The sequence below is a fragment of the Inquilinus limosus genome (assembly GCF_002195995.1).
Taxonomy (GTDB): Bacteria; Pseudomonadota; Alphaproteobacteria; order DSM-16000; family Inquilinaceae; genus Inquilinus; species Inquilinus limosus_C.
Map to the genome: position 1 here is coordinate 32400 of NZ_NHON01000014.1, position 14698 is coordinate 47097.

Below are 14698 nucleotides of genomic sequence, written 5' to 3' on the forward strand. Positions count from 1 at the left end.
CGACATATGACGGCATCGGACCGAGTCCCTGACCAGCCCCAGTTCGTGACGGAGCGGGATCCGCGGTTGCGCGTGATCATCCCGATGATCGTCGCCGTCGCCTTCCTGATGGAGCAGCTCGACTCCACCATCATCACCACCGCCATCCCCGACATGGCGGCCAGCCTGGACACCACGCCGCTGCGGCTGAACCTGGCGGTGACCACCTATGTGCTGACGCTGGCCGTGTTCATCCCGGTCAGCGGCTGGTTCGCCGACCGGTTCGGCGCGCGCCGGATCTTCGCCCTGGCGCTCGGCATCTTCACCCTCGGCTCGGCGCTGTGCGGCATGGCCGACAGCTTCGCCATGCTGCTGGCGATGCGGGTGGTGCAGGGGCTGGGCGGCGCCATGATGACCCCGGTCGGCCGGCTGATCCTGCTGCGCAGCTTCCCGCGCGCCCAGCTGGTCACGGCCATGACCTACATGACCCTGCCGGCGATCCTGGGGCCGGTGATCGGGCCGCTGCTCGGCGGCGTGCTCACCACCTACACGTCCTGGCGCTGGATCTTCTACGTCAACGTGCCCTTCGGCTGCGCCGGCATCCTGGCGGCGTTGCACTATTTCGAGGATGTGAAGGGCGAGACGGTGACGCCCTTCGACTATCCGGGCTTCGTCATGGTCGGGGCCGGCGTCGCCCTGCTGCAATACGGGCTGGAGAATATCGGCCGGCCGACCATCCCGGCGCCGGCGATCGCGGCGGTGCTGGCGGCGGCCACGCTGCTGCTGCTCGCCTTCGGCCGCTATGCCCGCCGGCGGGCGAACCCGGCGGTCGACATGACACTGTTCCGGCTGCGCTCCTTCTGGGTCGGCACGCTGGCCGGCGGGCTGTGCCGGGTCGGGCTGAACGGCGTGCCCTTCCTGCTGCCGCTGATGCTGCAGGTCGGCTTCGGCTTCAGCCCGGTGGTGTCGGGGTCGCTGACCTTCGTCAGCAGCCTCGGCGCCCTCCTGATCCGGCCGGCGCTGTCGCCGATGCTGCTGCATCTCGGCTTCGACCGGGTGCTGATCATCAGCGCCGGCCTCGGCGCCGTCGCCATCGCCGGCTTCGCCCTGATGGGGCCGGACACGCCGCACTGGGTGCTGCTCGGCTACATCTTCCTGTTCGGCCTGCTGAGGTCGATGCAGTTCATGACCTCGAACACCTTGTCCTATGCCGACATGCCGGCGGAACGGCTCAGCCGCGCCACCAGCCTGGGCGGGGTGCTGCAGCAGCTCAGCGTCAGCTTCGGCGTCTCGGTGGCGGCGATGCTGCTCGGCCTGGTCAGCTTCGAGAGCCATGTGCTGGCGCCGGAGCGCTTCCACGAGGCGTTCCTGCTGCTGGCGGTGATCCCGCTGCTGTCGATCCCCGGCTTCCTCTATCTGAGGCCGGAGGACGGGGTGCAGGTCAGCAAGCACCAGCGCCGCCCGCGCTGATCGTCTCTCCCGGCCCGATCGGGCTCAGCCGGCGGCGTTCAGGAAGGTCGTCCACTCCTCCGCCCAGCGATCCTGCTGGGGCGCCGGCACGTCGGCGGGGAAGCAGAAGCGGATGTCGGACTGGCCGGCCATCGGCCGGCACGACCAGTCGCCGCCGACCTTGTCCCGGTCATGCGGCAGGGCCAGGCCGACGATGCGGCCTCCGGCGATGCCGACGAACAGGTCCGGCCAGCCCGACTCGTCATCCGCGCCGGCGCCCGGGGCGGACCAGTGGCACAGCTGGTCGAAGGACAGCACCGGGTTGCCCGGCGGGACGCAGCTGTTGTCGCCGCTGGCGAAGTTCTCGCGCAGCAGGGCCGCGCCATGGCCCGACGCCGTGGCGCGGTCGGCTGCAGACAGGCCGGTCAGGGCCTCGACCAGCCGGGCCTCGGTGCCGATCGGGGCGGCATGGGCGCCTCCGGCGCCGACGCACGCGGCGATCAGGAGCGGGGCGAGCCCGGTCAGCAGTCTCATCTCGAGGATCTTTCCGAAGGGCCGAGCGGCGGGGATGGAGTCACGCGGCCGCGGCGGCAGGGATGGCCAGCGTCGCCCAGACATCGCGCAGCGCCTCGACCAGCCGGGCCATCTGCAGGTCGTCATGCAGTGGCGTCGGGGTGATGCGCAGCCGCTCCGCCCCGCGCGGCACGGTCGGGAAGTTGATCGGCTGGACGTAGATCCGGTGCCGCTCCAGCAGCAGGTCGCTGGCCGCCTTGCACAGCCGGGCGTCGCCGACGAAGACCGGCACGATGTGGCTGACCGACGGCATCACCGGCAGGCCGGCGGCGCGGAGGAGGCGCTTCAGCGTCGCCGCCCGCTCCTGGTGCCGCTCGCGCTCGGCGCCGCTGGCCTTGAGGTGGCGGATCGCGGCCAGCGCCCCGGCCGCCACCACCGGCGGCAGCGAGGTGGTGAAGATGAAGCCCGGCGCGTGGCTGCGCAGCGCGTCGACCAGCATGGCCGAGCCGGCGACATAGCCGCCCATGACGCCGAAGGCCTTGCCCAGCGTGCCCTCGATCACGGTCAGCCGGCGGGTCAGCCCGTCGCGCTCGGCGATGCCGCCGCCGCGCGGGCCGTACATGCCGACGGCATGGACCTCGTCGAGATAGGTCATGGCGCCGTGCTTGTCGGCGACGTCGCAGATCTCGGCGATCGGCGCAATGTCGCCATCCATCGAATAGACGCTCTCGAACGCCACCAGCTTCGGCCGGGTCAGCGGGTATTCCGACATCAGCCGGTCCAGGTCGGCCGGGTCGTTGTGGCGGAAGATCCGCTTCTCGCAGCCGGAATGGCGGATGCCGGCGATCATCGAGGCGTGGTTCAGCGCGTCGGAGAAGATGACGCAGCCGGGGATCAGCTTCGCCAGGGTCGACAGCGCGGCGTCGTTGGAGACGAAGCCGGAGGTGAAGAGCAGCGCCGCGTCCTTGCCGTGCAGGTCGGCCAGTTCCTCCTCCAGCGCCCGGTGGTAGATGTGGGTGCCGGAGATGTTGCGGGTGCCGCCGGCGCCGGCGCCGCAGCGGTCCAGCGCCTCGTGCATCGCCGCCAGCACGGCCGGGTGCTGGCCCATGCCGAGATAGTCGTTGGAGCACCAGACGGTGACGTCCGGCGCGCCGTCCAGGCCGTGATGGGCGGCGCGCGGGAAGGCGCCGGCATGGCGTTCGAGCTCGGCGAAGATGCGGTAGCGGCCCTCGGCCTTCAGGGTGTCGATCGCCGTCCGGAATATGGTCTCGTAGTCCATTCCACCGTCTCGCCGTGCCTCGGGCCGGGGCCCGGGCGGAAAGTGTAGCGCATCTGTTGCCGTCGCGTGAAATGGCACCATAGTCGAACCAGGCCCGCAAGCGAGGCGTGCGGCGGGTTCGGCGGCGATCCGCCGCACGAGGCGAGAATTTCTCCGAACCCCTGTCGGGATGCGTCCGGCGCCGCCGTCCTAGGGACATCATCAACGCAGGAGGCCGCCTTGGCCCAGCTCACCCAGAAGATCTCGCCGTTCCTGTGGTTCCTCGACGGCAAGGCCGAGGAAGCGGCCGAGTTCTACGTCTCGGTCTTCGACAATTCGCGCATCACCTCCGTTCTGCGCAATGGCGAGGCCATGTCGGGGCCGAACGGCACCGCCCTGACCGTCGGCTTCCAGCTCGAGGGCCAGGACTTCACCGCGATCAATGGCGGCGGCGACTTCAAATTCTCCTGGGCCGTCTCCTTCGTCGTGCTGTGCGAGACCCAGGAGGAGGTCGACCGGTACTGGGCCCGCCTGGTCGAGGGCGGCGGCAAGCACAGCCAGTGCGGCTGGCTGCAGGACCGGTTCGGCCTGTCCTGGCAGATCACGCCGAAGATCCTGCTGGAGCGGACCCACGATGCCGACCCGGCGAAGGCGGCCCGGGCGTTCCAGGCGATGCTGCAGATGACCAAGATCGACATCGCCGCGATCGAGCGCGCCTATCGCGGCGAGGCCTGAGAGACCGTTTGGAAACTCTACTCTGGCGGCCATCTGACGCGGTTTTCTGCGCTTCCGGTGCTCACGGACCTCATGTCCGCTGCGCTCCGGTTCTCGAAAACCACGCCAGCTGACTCGCCAGAGCGAATTTCCAAACGGTCTCTGACCGCCGCGCCCCGGCCGGATCGCTACGGGCGTAGCCATTCCGCGCTGGGGCAACCCGGCCCGGCCATGCGACGAAGAGTGTGCCCGGCGGGCTTTGCGCCCGCCGGCTTCGGCGTCATGATCCCCCCAAGGCGTGGGGACGCAGGACAGGTTGGGTTCGATGACGGTGCAGGATGCGGCGGCGAGGGTTGCGTTGACCCCCCGCGGCCGGAAGAAGCGCGAGGCGATCCTCGACGCCGGGGTCAAGGTGTTCATGGCGGAGGGCTATGCCGCCAGCATGGATCGGGTGGCGGCCGAGGCCGGCGTCGCCAAGCAGACCCTGTACAGCCATTTCGGCAGCAAGGAGGGCCTGTTTCACGCCCTCTTCGACCGCTACAAGCAGCAGTCGCTGGTCGGGCTGGACCCGGCGGGCGACCTGGCGGACGAGCTCGTCACCCATGGCGAGCACATGCTGCGCCGGATCTTCGACCCCGAGATCCTCGGCGTGCAGCGGCTGATGATCGCCCAGGCCGCCGCCTTTCCGGAGCTGGCGCGGATCTTCTACGAGGCCGGCCCGGGCCGCGCCCGGCTGAAGCTGGTGGAATTCCTGCGGGCCAGGATCGAGGCCGGGGCGCTGGACCCGGTCGATCCCGTGGCGGCGGCGGACGACCTGATGGCGCTGCTGCAGGGCAGCCGGCGGCAGCGCATCCTGTTCGGGGTCGAGGCGGCGCCGGACCCGGCCGAGCTGCGCGGCATCGCCGAGCGCGCCGTGACAGTCTTTTTACGCGCCTATACAACACGTTAAGGTCTTGTTTCGCACCCTTGTTTCGCCGCAATTCGATCTTACCTCCGAGGGCGAAGGGGCACCGACGGAGGAAGCAGATGGCGAAGTTCCGCTATTGGGGCGTGTCGGTTCTGCTCAGCCTGGGCCAGGCCGACCTTGCCGTGGCCACCGAGCGCCCGCCCTATGGCGAGGCCCTGGCCGCCTATCTCGGCTCGGCCCGCGCGGCCAATGACGATCAGGGCCCGCTCTATCTCTACCGCCCGGACAGCTTCAGCCGGGTCACCTTCATCGGCCATGTCACGCCGGATGCAGTGCCGTCCTGGCGCGGCGTCGCCCTCGACGGCGTCTGGCAGCCGGCGGTGTCGGCGGACGACCTCGCCCCGCTGCTGCTGCCCGACACCGGCTGGGCCGCGGCGGATGCGGCGACGCGCGAGGCGATCGCGGTGCGTTGGGTCGAGGAGATCGTGCTGGCCGGCGAGGCGCTGAAGAGCGGCGCCGACCTGGTGCCGCCGGCGCCGGAGGGCGCGATCGTTCCCGCCGCCGCCCGCACCCTGGCCGACGGCTCGATCGAGGTCAGCGGCTGGGTCTCGCATCTCAGCATCGCGGGGGAGGTCGCCGACCCCTTCACCGTCCGCCTGGCGCCGGACGGGACGGTCTTGGCCTGAGGCTCCGTCATTGCGAGGAGGCGAAGCCGACGAAGCAATCCATCGTCCCGCAAGGGCTGCTGCATGGATTGCTTCGCTGCGCTCGCAATGACAATGGGAGCTGTTCGGGAAGGGGCTACCCCTCCACCCCCAGCTCCTTGCCCACCAGCGTGACCCAGTAGGTCGAGCCGAGCGCCAGGATCGCGTCGTTGAAGTCGTAATGCGGCGTGTGGACGTAGTGGTAGCTGCCGTCCGGGTTGACGCCGTTGCCGATCATGATGAAGGCGCCGGGCCGCTGCTCCAGCATGAAGGAGAAATCCTCGGCCCCGGTGATCGGCGGGATGCTGGTCGCGACCTTGTCGGTGCCGACGATGCTGGCGGCGACGCCGGCGGCGATGTCGGTCTGCTCCGGATGGTTGACCAGCGGCGGGTAGCGGCGCTGGTAGTCGACCCGGGCGGTGCAGCCATAGGTCGCCGCCAGCCCCTCGGCGGTCTCGCGCAGCCGGCGTTCGATCGTGTCGCGCACCTGGGGCGAATAGCTGCGCGCGGTGCCGCTGACCACCACCTCGGGCGGGATGATGTTGGGCGACCCGGCCGAACCGCCGGAGATGTGGCCGACGCTGATCACCGCCGGCTCGACCGACGGGATGTTGCGGCCGACGATGGCCTGCGCCGCCAGGATGAAATGCGCCAGCACCACCGTCGGGTCGGTCGCCAGATGCGGGGCCGAACCGCCATGGCCGCCGGTGCCGCCGAAGGTGACGGTCCAGGTGTCGGCCGCGGCCAGCATCGGGCCCGGGCGGATGCCGAATTCGCCGACCGCGCGGCCCGGATTGTTGTGCATGCCGTAGACGGCGTCGGCCGGGAAGCGGTCGAACAGCCCTTCCTCGACCATCAGCCGGCCGCCGCCTTGGCCCTCCTCGGCCGGCTGGAAGATGAAATGCACCGTGCCGGCGAAGTCCCGGTTTTCCGACAGGTAGCGCGCCGCTCCCAGCAGCATGGCGGTGTGGCCGTCATGGCCGCAGGCATGCATCTTGCCGGGCACGGTCGAGGCATGGGGCAGGCCGGTCTTCTCCTCGATGAACAGCGCGTCCATGTCGGCGCGCAGCGCCACCGCCCGGTTGCCCGGCCGGGTGCCCTTCAGCGTGCCGACCACGCCGGTCTTGGCGATGCCCTCATGGGTCTCGATGCCCAGGCCGCGCAGCGTCTTCGCCACCAGGGCGGCGGTGCGCACCTCCTCGAACCCGGTCTCGGGATGGGCGTGGATGTCGCGGCGGATGGCGATCAGCTCGTCCTCATAGGATCTGATCTCGGCCAGGATGTCTTTAGGCTCGGCGGTCACGATCGCTCCCCCTGATTGCGGCTGTTGGCTCAGGTAGGACATTTGCAGGTTTTCCGTCCTGCGCCCAGAGGGGACCGGGCGGATCTCGCGCGGACCCGGTTGCGTTCCGGCCCGCGCCGCGCCAGGATCGCGCCCTTCGTCGGGGAGGCCCGCTTTAACCAAAGGATGGCCGCGTGATCCTGGATTTCGGGTCGATCAACATGGACCTGGTGATGGCCGTCACGGCGCTGCCGCGGCCGGGCGAGACCGTGCTGTGCGACGGCTATGTCACCAAGCCGGGCGGCAAGGGGTCGAACCAGGCGGTGGCGGCGGCGCGGGCCGGGGCCAGGGTGGCGATGGCCGGCGCGGTCGGCGATGACGGCTTCGGCCAGGTGATGCGCGCGACCCTGGCGAAGGAGGGCATCGACACCGCCCTCTTGGCCACCAGCGACCGGCCGACCGGCGTTGCCTATATCTGCGTCGACGCCAAGGCCGAGAACTTCATCGCCGTCGGCAGCGGCGCCAATCTCGGCGTCCGGGCCGACCAGGTGGCGGACGACCGGCTGACCCCCGAAACGCTCCTGATCCTGCAGATGGAGCTGCCGCCGGAGCAGAACTGGGCGCTGCTCAAGCGCGCCCGGGCCCGCGGCTGCCGCGCCATCCTCAACGTCGCCCCGGCGGCGGCGGTGCCGGAGGCGGCGCTGCGCGACCTCGACCTCCTGGTGGTGAACGAGCATGAGGCGCTGGCCATCGCCGGCGGGCTCGGCCTCGATACCTCCAGCCCCCAGGCCGCGGCCCGGGCGCTCAGCGGCCGCATGGCCCTGACCTGCGTCGTCACCCTGGGCGGCGAGGGCGCGATCGCGGTCGGGCCGGATGCCGATTTCGCCGTGCCGGCGCTGCCGATCCAGCCGGTCGACACCACCGGCGCCGGCGACACCTTCACCGGCGTGCTGGCGGCCGGGCTCGATGCCGGGTTGCCGCTCGACCAGGCGCTGCGCCGCGCCTCGACCGGCGCCGCTTTGGCCTGTCTGGCGCTGGGCGCGCAGGAGAGCATGCCGACAGCCGTCGCGATCGACGCCGCCCTGCCGCGCCTGGGGCCGACGACGCCGATCGGTTAGGCGGACAGCTCCGGGTCACATCCGCCGGAGGAGCCGAGCCGATTGCCTCTCCCGCTTGCGGGTGCCTTTCATGATGTCCACCCCTTGCCGTCATTGCGAGGAGGCGAAGCCGACGAAGCAATCCAGGGGCCGGTTCACCCTGGCCCCTGGATTGCTTCGCTGCGCTCGCAATGGCGGTGTTTGGAATTCCGAAAAGCTCTCGCTTGCAGAAGAGGCCAAGCGAAGACGCTACGGCGAAGGCCTAAGCCTCTTCCGGCTCGGTCGTGAACAGCAGCGGATAGCCCTTCTGGCGGGCGGCGTCGGTGGCCCGGGTCGCCTTGGTCTCGGCGACCTCCTTGGGATAGACGGCGACGACGCAGACGCCGCGCTGATGCGCGGTCATCATCACCCGGTGGGCCTGCTCCTCGCTCATCCGGAACTCGCCCTTCAGCACCGTCACGACGAATTCGCGCGGCGTGTAGTCGTCGTTCAGCAGGATGACCTTGTGCAGCCGCGGCCGCTGGGTCTTCGGCTTGATGTCGACACGGGGCTTGGTCGTGAAGTCGCTCATCGGCTGCTCCTGGCTGGCGCCGGCGGCGGAAAATCGGCCGCAGCTTCTCACGCCCGGCCCCGTCCGTCCATCGCCGCGGGCAGCGGCCCGATGCCGCGTGGGAACCGCCCCGCAACCGCTCTGGGTTGCCCCGGCGGCGCGGAGGGACCAGTATTGATCTTTCGCCATCCCAGCCAGCGCAAGACGAGACCGACCGATGCCCGTCATCAATTCGATTGCCGCCCGCAAGGAGGAGATGACCGCCTGGCGGCGCGACCTCCACGCCCATCCCGAACTGGGCTTCGAGGAGGTGCGGACCTCGGCCATCGTGGCGGAGAAGCTCGCCGCCTGGGGCATCGAGGTGCATCGCGGCCTGGCCAAGACCGGCGTCATCGGCGTGCTCAAGGGCCGCACCGACAGCGGCCGCACCATCGGCCTGCGCGCCGACATGGATTGCCTGCCGATGGACGAGCTGAACGACTTCGCCCACAAATCGACCGTGCCCGGCAAGATGCATGCCTGCGGCCATGACGGCCACACCACCATGCTGCTCGGCGCCGCCCAGTACCTGGCGGAGACGCGGAACTTCGACGGCACCGTGCACTTCATCTTCCAGCCGGCCGAGGAGGGCGGCGGCGGCGGCGACGTGATGGTGCGCGAGGGGCTGTTCGACCGCTTCCCCTGCGACGAGGTCTATGGCCTGCACAACTGGCCGCTGCTGCCGGCCGGCATCGTCGGCGTCCGCCCGGGCCCGATGATGGCGGCGGCCGACATGTTCGACATCCGCATCCGCGGCGTCGGCGGCCATGCCGCGATCCCGCAGACCGCGAAGGACCCGGTGGTAATCGCGGCCCAGCTGGTCGGCGCGCTGCAGACCCTGGTCAGCCGCAACACCAACCCGATGGATTCAGCGGTGCTGTCGATCACCCAGATCCACACCGGCACCACCCACAACGTGATCCCGGACGAGGCCTACCTCAACGGCACGGTGCGGACCTTCCGGCCCGAGGTGCAGGCGATGATCGTCGCCGGCATCAAGCGCATCGCCGACGGCATCGCCGCCGCCTTCGGCGTGTCGATCGAGGTGAAGTACGACTACGGCTATCCGGCGACCGTGAACCATGCCGACCAGGCCGAGACCGCGGCCCAGGTGGCGGAGCGGATCGTCGGCGAGGCCAATGTCCAGCGCGACGTCGAGCCGTCGCTGGGCGGCGAGGATTTCGCCTATCTGCTGAACGCCCGGCCGGGCGCCTATCTGTTCCTCGGCCAGGCCCGCGCGGCGGGGGATACGATGGTCCACAACCCGCATTACGACTTCAACGACGAGGTCCTGCCGCTCGGCGCCTCGCTGCTGGCCGGGCTGGTCGAGACCCAGCTGAAGGCGGGGTGACGGGAGCCGGGGGTCGGGTTCGCCTGGCGCACCCGACCCGGGCTTGCCCGGCTATTGCGGCGCCTTGAAGCCCCAGGGCTTCAATGTCTGGTCCGCATCCGGCAGGACGATCTGGTCGACCTTCCAGCGGCCGCTCGGCAGCCGCACCAGCTTCAGCTTGATCGCCGCCGGCCGCCCCTCCGTCTTGACCGGTAGGGTTGCCGCGTCGCCGGCCACGGCCGATGTCCCGGCCTTGGCGGCCGTGCCGATGGTGAAGGGCAGGGCGTCGAACCGCTCGGCCGTCTGCATCAGGTTGTCGAAGAGCAGGTTCGGATCCGTCATCAGCTCGTCCCATAGGCTGTCGCCCGGGCCATAGACCGACTTCTGCATCACCGCATCGGCCTGCCGGGGCAGCAGGGTCCTGAGATTGAAGGTCCTGGTGATCTGGCCCACCCACCCCGCTTGTGCCTCCGGCGACAGGATCGCGTTGGCGGTGGCGTAGTCGTGCCGCGCCCAGGCCGCCAGGAAGGCCCGGGCCGCCGTCTCGGGCGTGCTGAAGTCGATCGCCTCGTAATAGGTCCGGGCGCCATTCGTGAAGATCGAGCCGGGCGTCGCCTGCTGTGCCGGGGCCGCACCCGACAGCAGCAGGATGGCGGCGGCAGCGGCGGCGGGCAGGGGCCTCATCGCACCTGGTCCGCCGGAACGGTGACGCCGTGGGCGGCCCAGGCCGCGGCGGCGCCGCGGTGGAAGGGCAGGGCGTGGTTGGTCAGCGGATCGAAGGCGGGGGACAGCTCCAGCCCGGCGGCCTCGGCCAGCGGCGCCGCCTGGGTGATGGCGATCTCGGTGGCGCGGCGGGCCACATCCTCGGGCAGCGCGTCGGTCGCGACCAGCCAGGTCCACATGCCGGCGCTGGGCGGCACCGGCAGGGGTGGCACGACAGCCGGCGGCGCGGCCGGATCGGGGGGGACGGACGGCTCGACCGGCTGGGTCGGGGGCGAAGCCGCGGGCGGCAGCGGCACCGCGGCGGCGGCCACACCCGGAATGGCGGCGGAGACCGTGGCGACCTCGGCCACGGTCAGGCCGAAGGTCACGGCCGGCTGCTCCGGCGGCAGGGCGAAGGGCGCGAGCCCGGTGACGGCGACGGCATCGATCTTCTTGTCGGCCAGCTGCTTGGCGACCTCGCCCAGCGGCATGCGCCGCAGCGTCGCCTTGATGCCCAGCGCGGTCAGCATCGGCTCGGTCAGGGCGTCGTCGGTGGCCAGCGCCACGCGCTTGCCGGCCAGGGCGGAGGCGTTGGCGATGCCGCCGGCCGCCGGCGCCACGAAGCGCAGCACCGCGGCCGGCGCCACCGGAGCCAAGGCGCGCAGATGGTCGAACTTCATGCCCGGCGCCATCGGGCCCTTGCCCTCCCAGGCCGCGCCGGCGACATCCAGTGACACCAGGCCGATCGCCACCCGGCCGCTTTGCAGCAGCGCGCTGTTCGGCAGCGCGCCGGCGGTGATCGCCTCCGACACCGGCACGCCGGCGTCGGTCTTCAGCCGCTCGACGAAGGCGCCGCCCCAGCGGCCGAGTGGCGAGTTGACCGGGGCGGTGGCGACGATGATCTCGCGCGGCTTCGGATCGGTCGTCTGCGCCCCGGCGCCGGGGACGGCGAGGCCGAGGAGGAGGAGGGCCAGGCCCGCGAGAAAGGGGGCGCGCGAAGAGGGCATCATCGATCCGGAAAGGTGGCACCGGGGGACGAGGCTAGCGCCCGGCCGCGCTTTCCGCCAGAAGCCAGCGTCGGCCGCGATGGCCACGCGCCCCGCCCCGGGGTTCGCGACCCGTTCCGATTGGATTTCTGCCGTCCGGTCCCCATCCTTATCGCTGATGGACACGATGCGATGACACGCCCCGACGACAAGCTGCCCGCCGGCCAGGGCCGGTCGGAGGTCGACGCCTTCCTGCGCCGGGTGGCGGCGACTCCGGCGCCGCGCGAGGGCGGACGGCGCGGCCGGCTGATCTTCGCGCTCGACGCGACCCAGAGCCGCGAGGACACCTGGGACCGCGCCTGCCGGCTGCAGGGCGAGATGTTCACCGAGACGGCGGCGCTGGGCGGGCTGGACCTGCAGCTCGTCTTCTATCGCGGCTTCGGCGAATGCAAGGCCACCGCCTGGGTCTCCGACGGCGTCGAGCTGGCGCGGCTCATGGGCAAGGTGCGCTGCCGGGCCGGCGAGACCCAGCTGGGCCGGGTGCTGGCCCATGCCGAGGCGGAGGCCGGGCGCGGCAAGGTCGACGCGCTGGTCTTCGTCGGCGACGCCTTCGAGGAATCGATCGACCGGGTCTGCGCCCAGGCCGGGCGGCTGGCGCTGCGCGGCGTGCCGGTGTTCCTGTTCCATGAAGGCCCCGACCCGGTGGCGGCCCGCGCCTTCCGCGAGATCGCGCGGCTGACCCGCGGCGCCTATTGCCCGTTCGATTCCTCCAGCCCCGGCCAGCTGCGCGACCTGCTGGCGGCCGTCGCGGTCTATGCCGCCGGCGGCCGCCCGGCGCTGGAGGATCTCGGCCGCCGCCGCGGCGCCGCGGTCACGGCCCTGATCGGCCGGATGGGAGGGTAGGCCCCGCCGTGCTGCCGCTTCTCATCCTGGTCCTGGCGCTCGGCCTCGGCCTGCCGCTGCTCGCCGGCTGGTTCGCCAGCACCCAGCCCAAGCAGGTGATCCGGAGCGCCCGCTGGGGCGGCATCCTGCTGCTGGCCGGACTCGGCCTGTTCCTGCTGCTGACCGGGCGGCTGGCCGGCCTCCTCGCCGTGCTGGGCGCCGCTTTTCTCTGGCTGCAGCGCCTGTCGCCGCTGCTGATCCAGGGCCTGCCCTGGTTCCTGCGCTGGCGCCGCGGGCGGCAGGCGGCGGCCGGCCCGACGCCCGGCGGCGCGTCGCGGCTGAAGACGCACAGCCTCGACATCCAGCTCGACCACGCCAGCGGCGCGATGGACGGCTATGTGCTGCGCCCGGGCCCGCTGGAGGGGCGCAGCCTGGCCTCGCTGCCGCTGCCGGCGCTGCTGCGGCTGCTGTTCGAATGCCGCGCCGACGACTCCGATTCGGCCCGGGTGCTGGAGACCTATCTCGACCGCCGCTTCGGCCCGGACTGGGCGAAGCAGGATCCGGCCGGCCCGCGCCGGGCGGAGATGTCGGAGGCCGAGGCCTGTGCGCTGCTCGGCCTCGCCGCCGGGGCCTCGCCCGCGGCGGTGAAGGCGGCGCATCGCCGGATGATGAAGCAGCACCACCCGGACCATGGCGGCACGGCCGAGATGGCGGCCCGGCTGAATGCGGCGCGGGACCGGTTGCTGGGGGCCTGAGCCCTACTCCCCCGGCGCGACGCGCGGGGTAGCCGGCTGCACCGGGGCGACGGCGTGGCCGGAGACCTCGGCGCCGGCATCGGGCGCCAGGCGCAGGAACATCAGTACCGAGGACAGCGACAAGAGGCCGACGGCGAAGAAAGCCCAGGAGAAGTCCGAGGCCTGCAGCGTGTCGCCGCCATGCAGCATCAGGGTCAGGTTCAGCAGCACGGCGCCGGAGGCGACGCCCAGGCTGGCCGACAGCTGCTGCGCCGTGCTGGAGAAGCTGGAGGCGCGGCTCATCTTCTGGGGCGGGATGTCGGCGAAGGCGAGCGTGTTCAGGCTGGTGAACTGCAGCGACCGGAAATAGCCGCCGGCCAGCAGCAGCGCCATGATCAGCAGATGCGGCGTGTCGGCCCGGAACAGCGCGTAGCTCATCAGGAAGGCCGAGCTGATCACCGCGTTCCACACCAGCACCGGGCGGAAGCCGAAATGGCGGATGATCCGGGTGGCCGTCATCTTCATGCACAAAGCGCCGGCGGCGCTGATGAAGGTCAGGGTGCCGGATTCGAACGGCGTCATGCCGAAGCCCAGCTGCAGCATCAGCGGCAGCAGGAACGGGATGGCGCCGATGCCGACGCGGAAGATGGTGCCGCCGACCACCGAGATGCGGAAGGTGCGGACATGCAGCAGCGTCAGGTCGATGATCGGCGCCGGCACCCGGTGGGCGTGCCGGATATAGAGCCAGAGCGAGCCGAGGCCGATGACGAACAGCGCGCCCGTCACCGGCAGCGGCACGACCGACCGGCCCAGCGTCTCGAAGCCGAACACCATGCAGCCCAGGGCGATGCCGGACATCAGCAGGCCGCGGACGTCGAACGGGGTGCGCTCCTCCTCCCGCACATCGTCGATGAACAGCGTCACCAGGATCACGCCGATGATGCCGATCGGGACGTTGATGAAGAAGATCAGGCGCCAGGAGCTGTAGGTGGTGATGAAGCCGCCCAGCGGCGGGCCCAGCACGGGGCCCAGCAGCGCCGGGGTGGTCAGATAGGCCATGGCCCGCACCAGCTCGGCCTTCGACACGCTGCGCAGCAGCACCAGCCGGCCCACCGGCACCATCATGGCGCCGCCCATGCCCTGGATGATCCGCGCGCCGACCAGCTCGACCGTCGAATTCGACAGGCCGCACAGGATGGAGCCGCAGGTGAAGATGACAATGGCGGCCCGGAACACGTTCTTGGCGCCGAAGCGGTCCGCCACCCAGCCGCTGGCCGGGATGAAGACGGCGAGGCTGAGCAGGTAGGAGGTGATGGCGAGGCTGAGATGCAGCGGATCCGTGCCGAAGGACTTGGCGATCTGCGGCAGCGAGGTCCCGATCACTGTGGAATCGAGATTCTCCATGAACAGCGCGCAGGCGATGATCAGCGGGATCAGCTTCTGGCGCGGAAGGCGGGTGGTCATGTCTCAAGGCCGCGGCGGCCGCGGCCCCCTCGGGCGGTCGGGATCCGATTCTACACTCGTCTGATGAGTCCGAATCCTGCGCGCCAAACCCGCATTGGAGACATGCAA

Annotated in this window: 15 protein-coding genes; 8 read left to right on the plus strand and 7 right to left on the minus strand. The window is 71.0% G+C overall.

What is annotated here, in order from left to right; translation table 11 throughout:
- The first annotated feature begins 72 nt into the window (after positions 1–72).
- Positions 73–1449, plus strand: a complete 1377-nt coding sequence (locus BWR60_RS09930; protein ID WP_230983011.1) for a DHA2 family efflux MFS transporter permease subunit — start codon at positions 73–75, stop codon at positions 1447–1449.
- A gap of 24 nt (positions 1450–1473) precedes the next feature.
- On the opposite strand, the gene BWR60_RS09935 is transcribed toward BWR60_RS09930, so the two are convergent.
- Positions 1474–1962, minus strand: a complete 489-nt coding sequence (locus BWR60_RS09935) for a hypothetical protein (protein ID WP_088150854.1) — start codon at positions 1960–1962, stop codon at positions 1474–1476.
- A 40-nt stretch (positions 1963–2002) separates the two neighbouring features.
- Positions 2003–3220 (minus strand): 5-aminolevulinate synthase, encoded by a 1218-nt coding sequence (hemA, locus tag BWR60_RS09940; protein ID WP_088150855.1) that lies wholly within the window; start codon positions 3218–3220, stop codon positions 2003–2005.
- 219 nt (positions 3221–3439) lie between these two features.
- Here hemA and BWR60_RS09945 point away from each other — a divergent pair, with 219 nt between their 5' ends.
- From BWR60_RS09945 to BWR60_RS36945, 3 genes are all read left to right on the plus strand, one after another.
- Entirely contained in the window at positions 3440–3934 is a 495-nt protein-coding gene (locus BWR60_RS09945) for a VOC family protein (protein ID WP_088150856.1), read from the plus strand.
- 304 nt (positions 3935–4238) lie between these two features.
- A complete protein-coding gene (locus BWR60_RS09950) occupies positions 4239–4862 on the plus strand; it encodes a TetR/AcrR family transcriptional regulator (RefSeq protein ID WP_088150857.1) in 624 nt (207 codons plus the stop codon).
- Between the two features lie 77 nt (positions 4863–4939).
- Entirely contained in the window at positions 4940–5506 is a 567-nt protein-coding gene (locus tag BWR60_RS36945; RefSeq protein WP_088150858.1) for a hypothetical protein, read from the plus strand.
- Between the two features lie 115 nt (positions 5507–5621).
- Here BWR60_RS36945 and BWR60_RS09960 read toward each other — a convergent pair whose 3' ends face one another.
- Positions 5622–6827, minus strand: coding sequence for a M20 aminoacylase family protein (locus BWR60_RS09960; protein ID WP_230983006.1), 1206 nt, complete (start codon positions 6825–6827; stop codon positions 5622–5624).
- Between the two features lie 173 nt (positions 6828–7000).
- On the opposite strand from BWR60_RS09960, the gene BWR60_RS09965 reads away from it, so the two are divergent.
- Entirely contained in the window at positions 7001–7924 is a 924-nt protein-coding gene (locus BWR60_RS09965; RefSeq protein WP_088150860.1) for a ribokinase, read from the plus strand.
- Between the two features lie 241 nt (positions 7925–8165).
- Here BWR60_RS09965 and clpS read toward each other — a convergent pair whose 3' ends face one another.
- Positions 8166–8474: an ATP-dependent Clp protease adapter ClpS gene (gene clpS / locus BWR60_RS09970; protein ID WP_088150861.1), complete on the minus strand. Its 309-nt coding sequence runs from the start codon at positions 8472–8474 to the stop codon at positions 8166–8168.
- 196 nt (positions 8475–8670) lie between these two features.
- Between clpS and BWR60_RS09975 the strand changes: the two genes are divergently transcribed.
- A complete protein-coding gene (locus tag BWR60_RS09975; RefSeq protein WP_088150862.1) occupies positions 8671–9843 on the plus strand; it encodes a M20 aminoacylase family protein in 1173 nt (390 codons plus the stop codon).
- Positions 9844–9894: 51 nt separating this feature from the next.
- Here BWR60_RS09975 and BWR60_RS09980 read toward each other — a convergent pair whose 3' ends face one another.
- Both BWR60_RS09980 and BWR60_RS09985 read right to left on the minus strand, forming a co-directional pair.
- Positions 9895–10506 (minus strand): hypothetical protein, encoded by a 612-nt coding sequence (locus BWR60_RS09980; RefSeq protein WP_088150863.1) that lies wholly within the window; start codon positions 10504–10506, stop codon positions 9895–9897.
- Positions 10503–11531 (minus strand): TAXI family TRAP transporter solute-binding subunit, encoded by a 1029-nt coding sequence (locus BWR60_RS09985; protein WP_179221706.1) that lies wholly within the window; start codon positions 11529–11531, stop codon positions 10503–10505. The genes BWR60_RS09980 and BWR60_RS09985 overlap by 4 nt, the downstream gene beginning before the upstream one ends.
- A gap of 171 nt (positions 11532–11702) precedes the next feature.
- Here BWR60_RS09985 and BWR60_RS09990 point away from each other — a divergent pair, with 171 nt between their 5' ends.
- Both BWR60_RS09990 and BWR60_RS09995 read left to right on the plus strand, forming a co-directional pair.
- Positions 11703–12413, plus strand: a complete 711-nt coding sequence (locus BWR60_RS09990; RefSeq protein WP_088150865.1) for a hypothetical protein — start codon at positions 11703–11705, stop codon at positions 12411–12413.
- Between the two features lie 8 nt (positions 12414–12421).
- Positions 12422–13147 carry a molecular chaperone DnaJ gene (locus BWR60_RS09995; protein ID WP_088150866.1) on the plus strand — a complete coding sequence of 242 codons (726 nt, stop codon included), beginning with the start codon at positions 12422–12424 and terminating at the stop codon, positions 13145–13147.
- A gap of 3 nt (positions 13148–13150) precedes the next feature.
- Here the strand turns inward: BWR60_RS09995 and BWR60_RS10000 are convergent, their stop codons facing one another.
- Positions 13151–14590 carry a DHA2 family efflux MFS transporter permease subunit gene (locus tag BWR60_RS10000; protein ID WP_088150867.1) on the minus strand — a complete coding sequence of 480 codons (1440 nt, stop codon included), beginning with the start codon at positions 14588–14590 and terminating at the stop codon, positions 13151–13153.
- Positions 14591–14698: the final 108 nt, after the last annotated feature.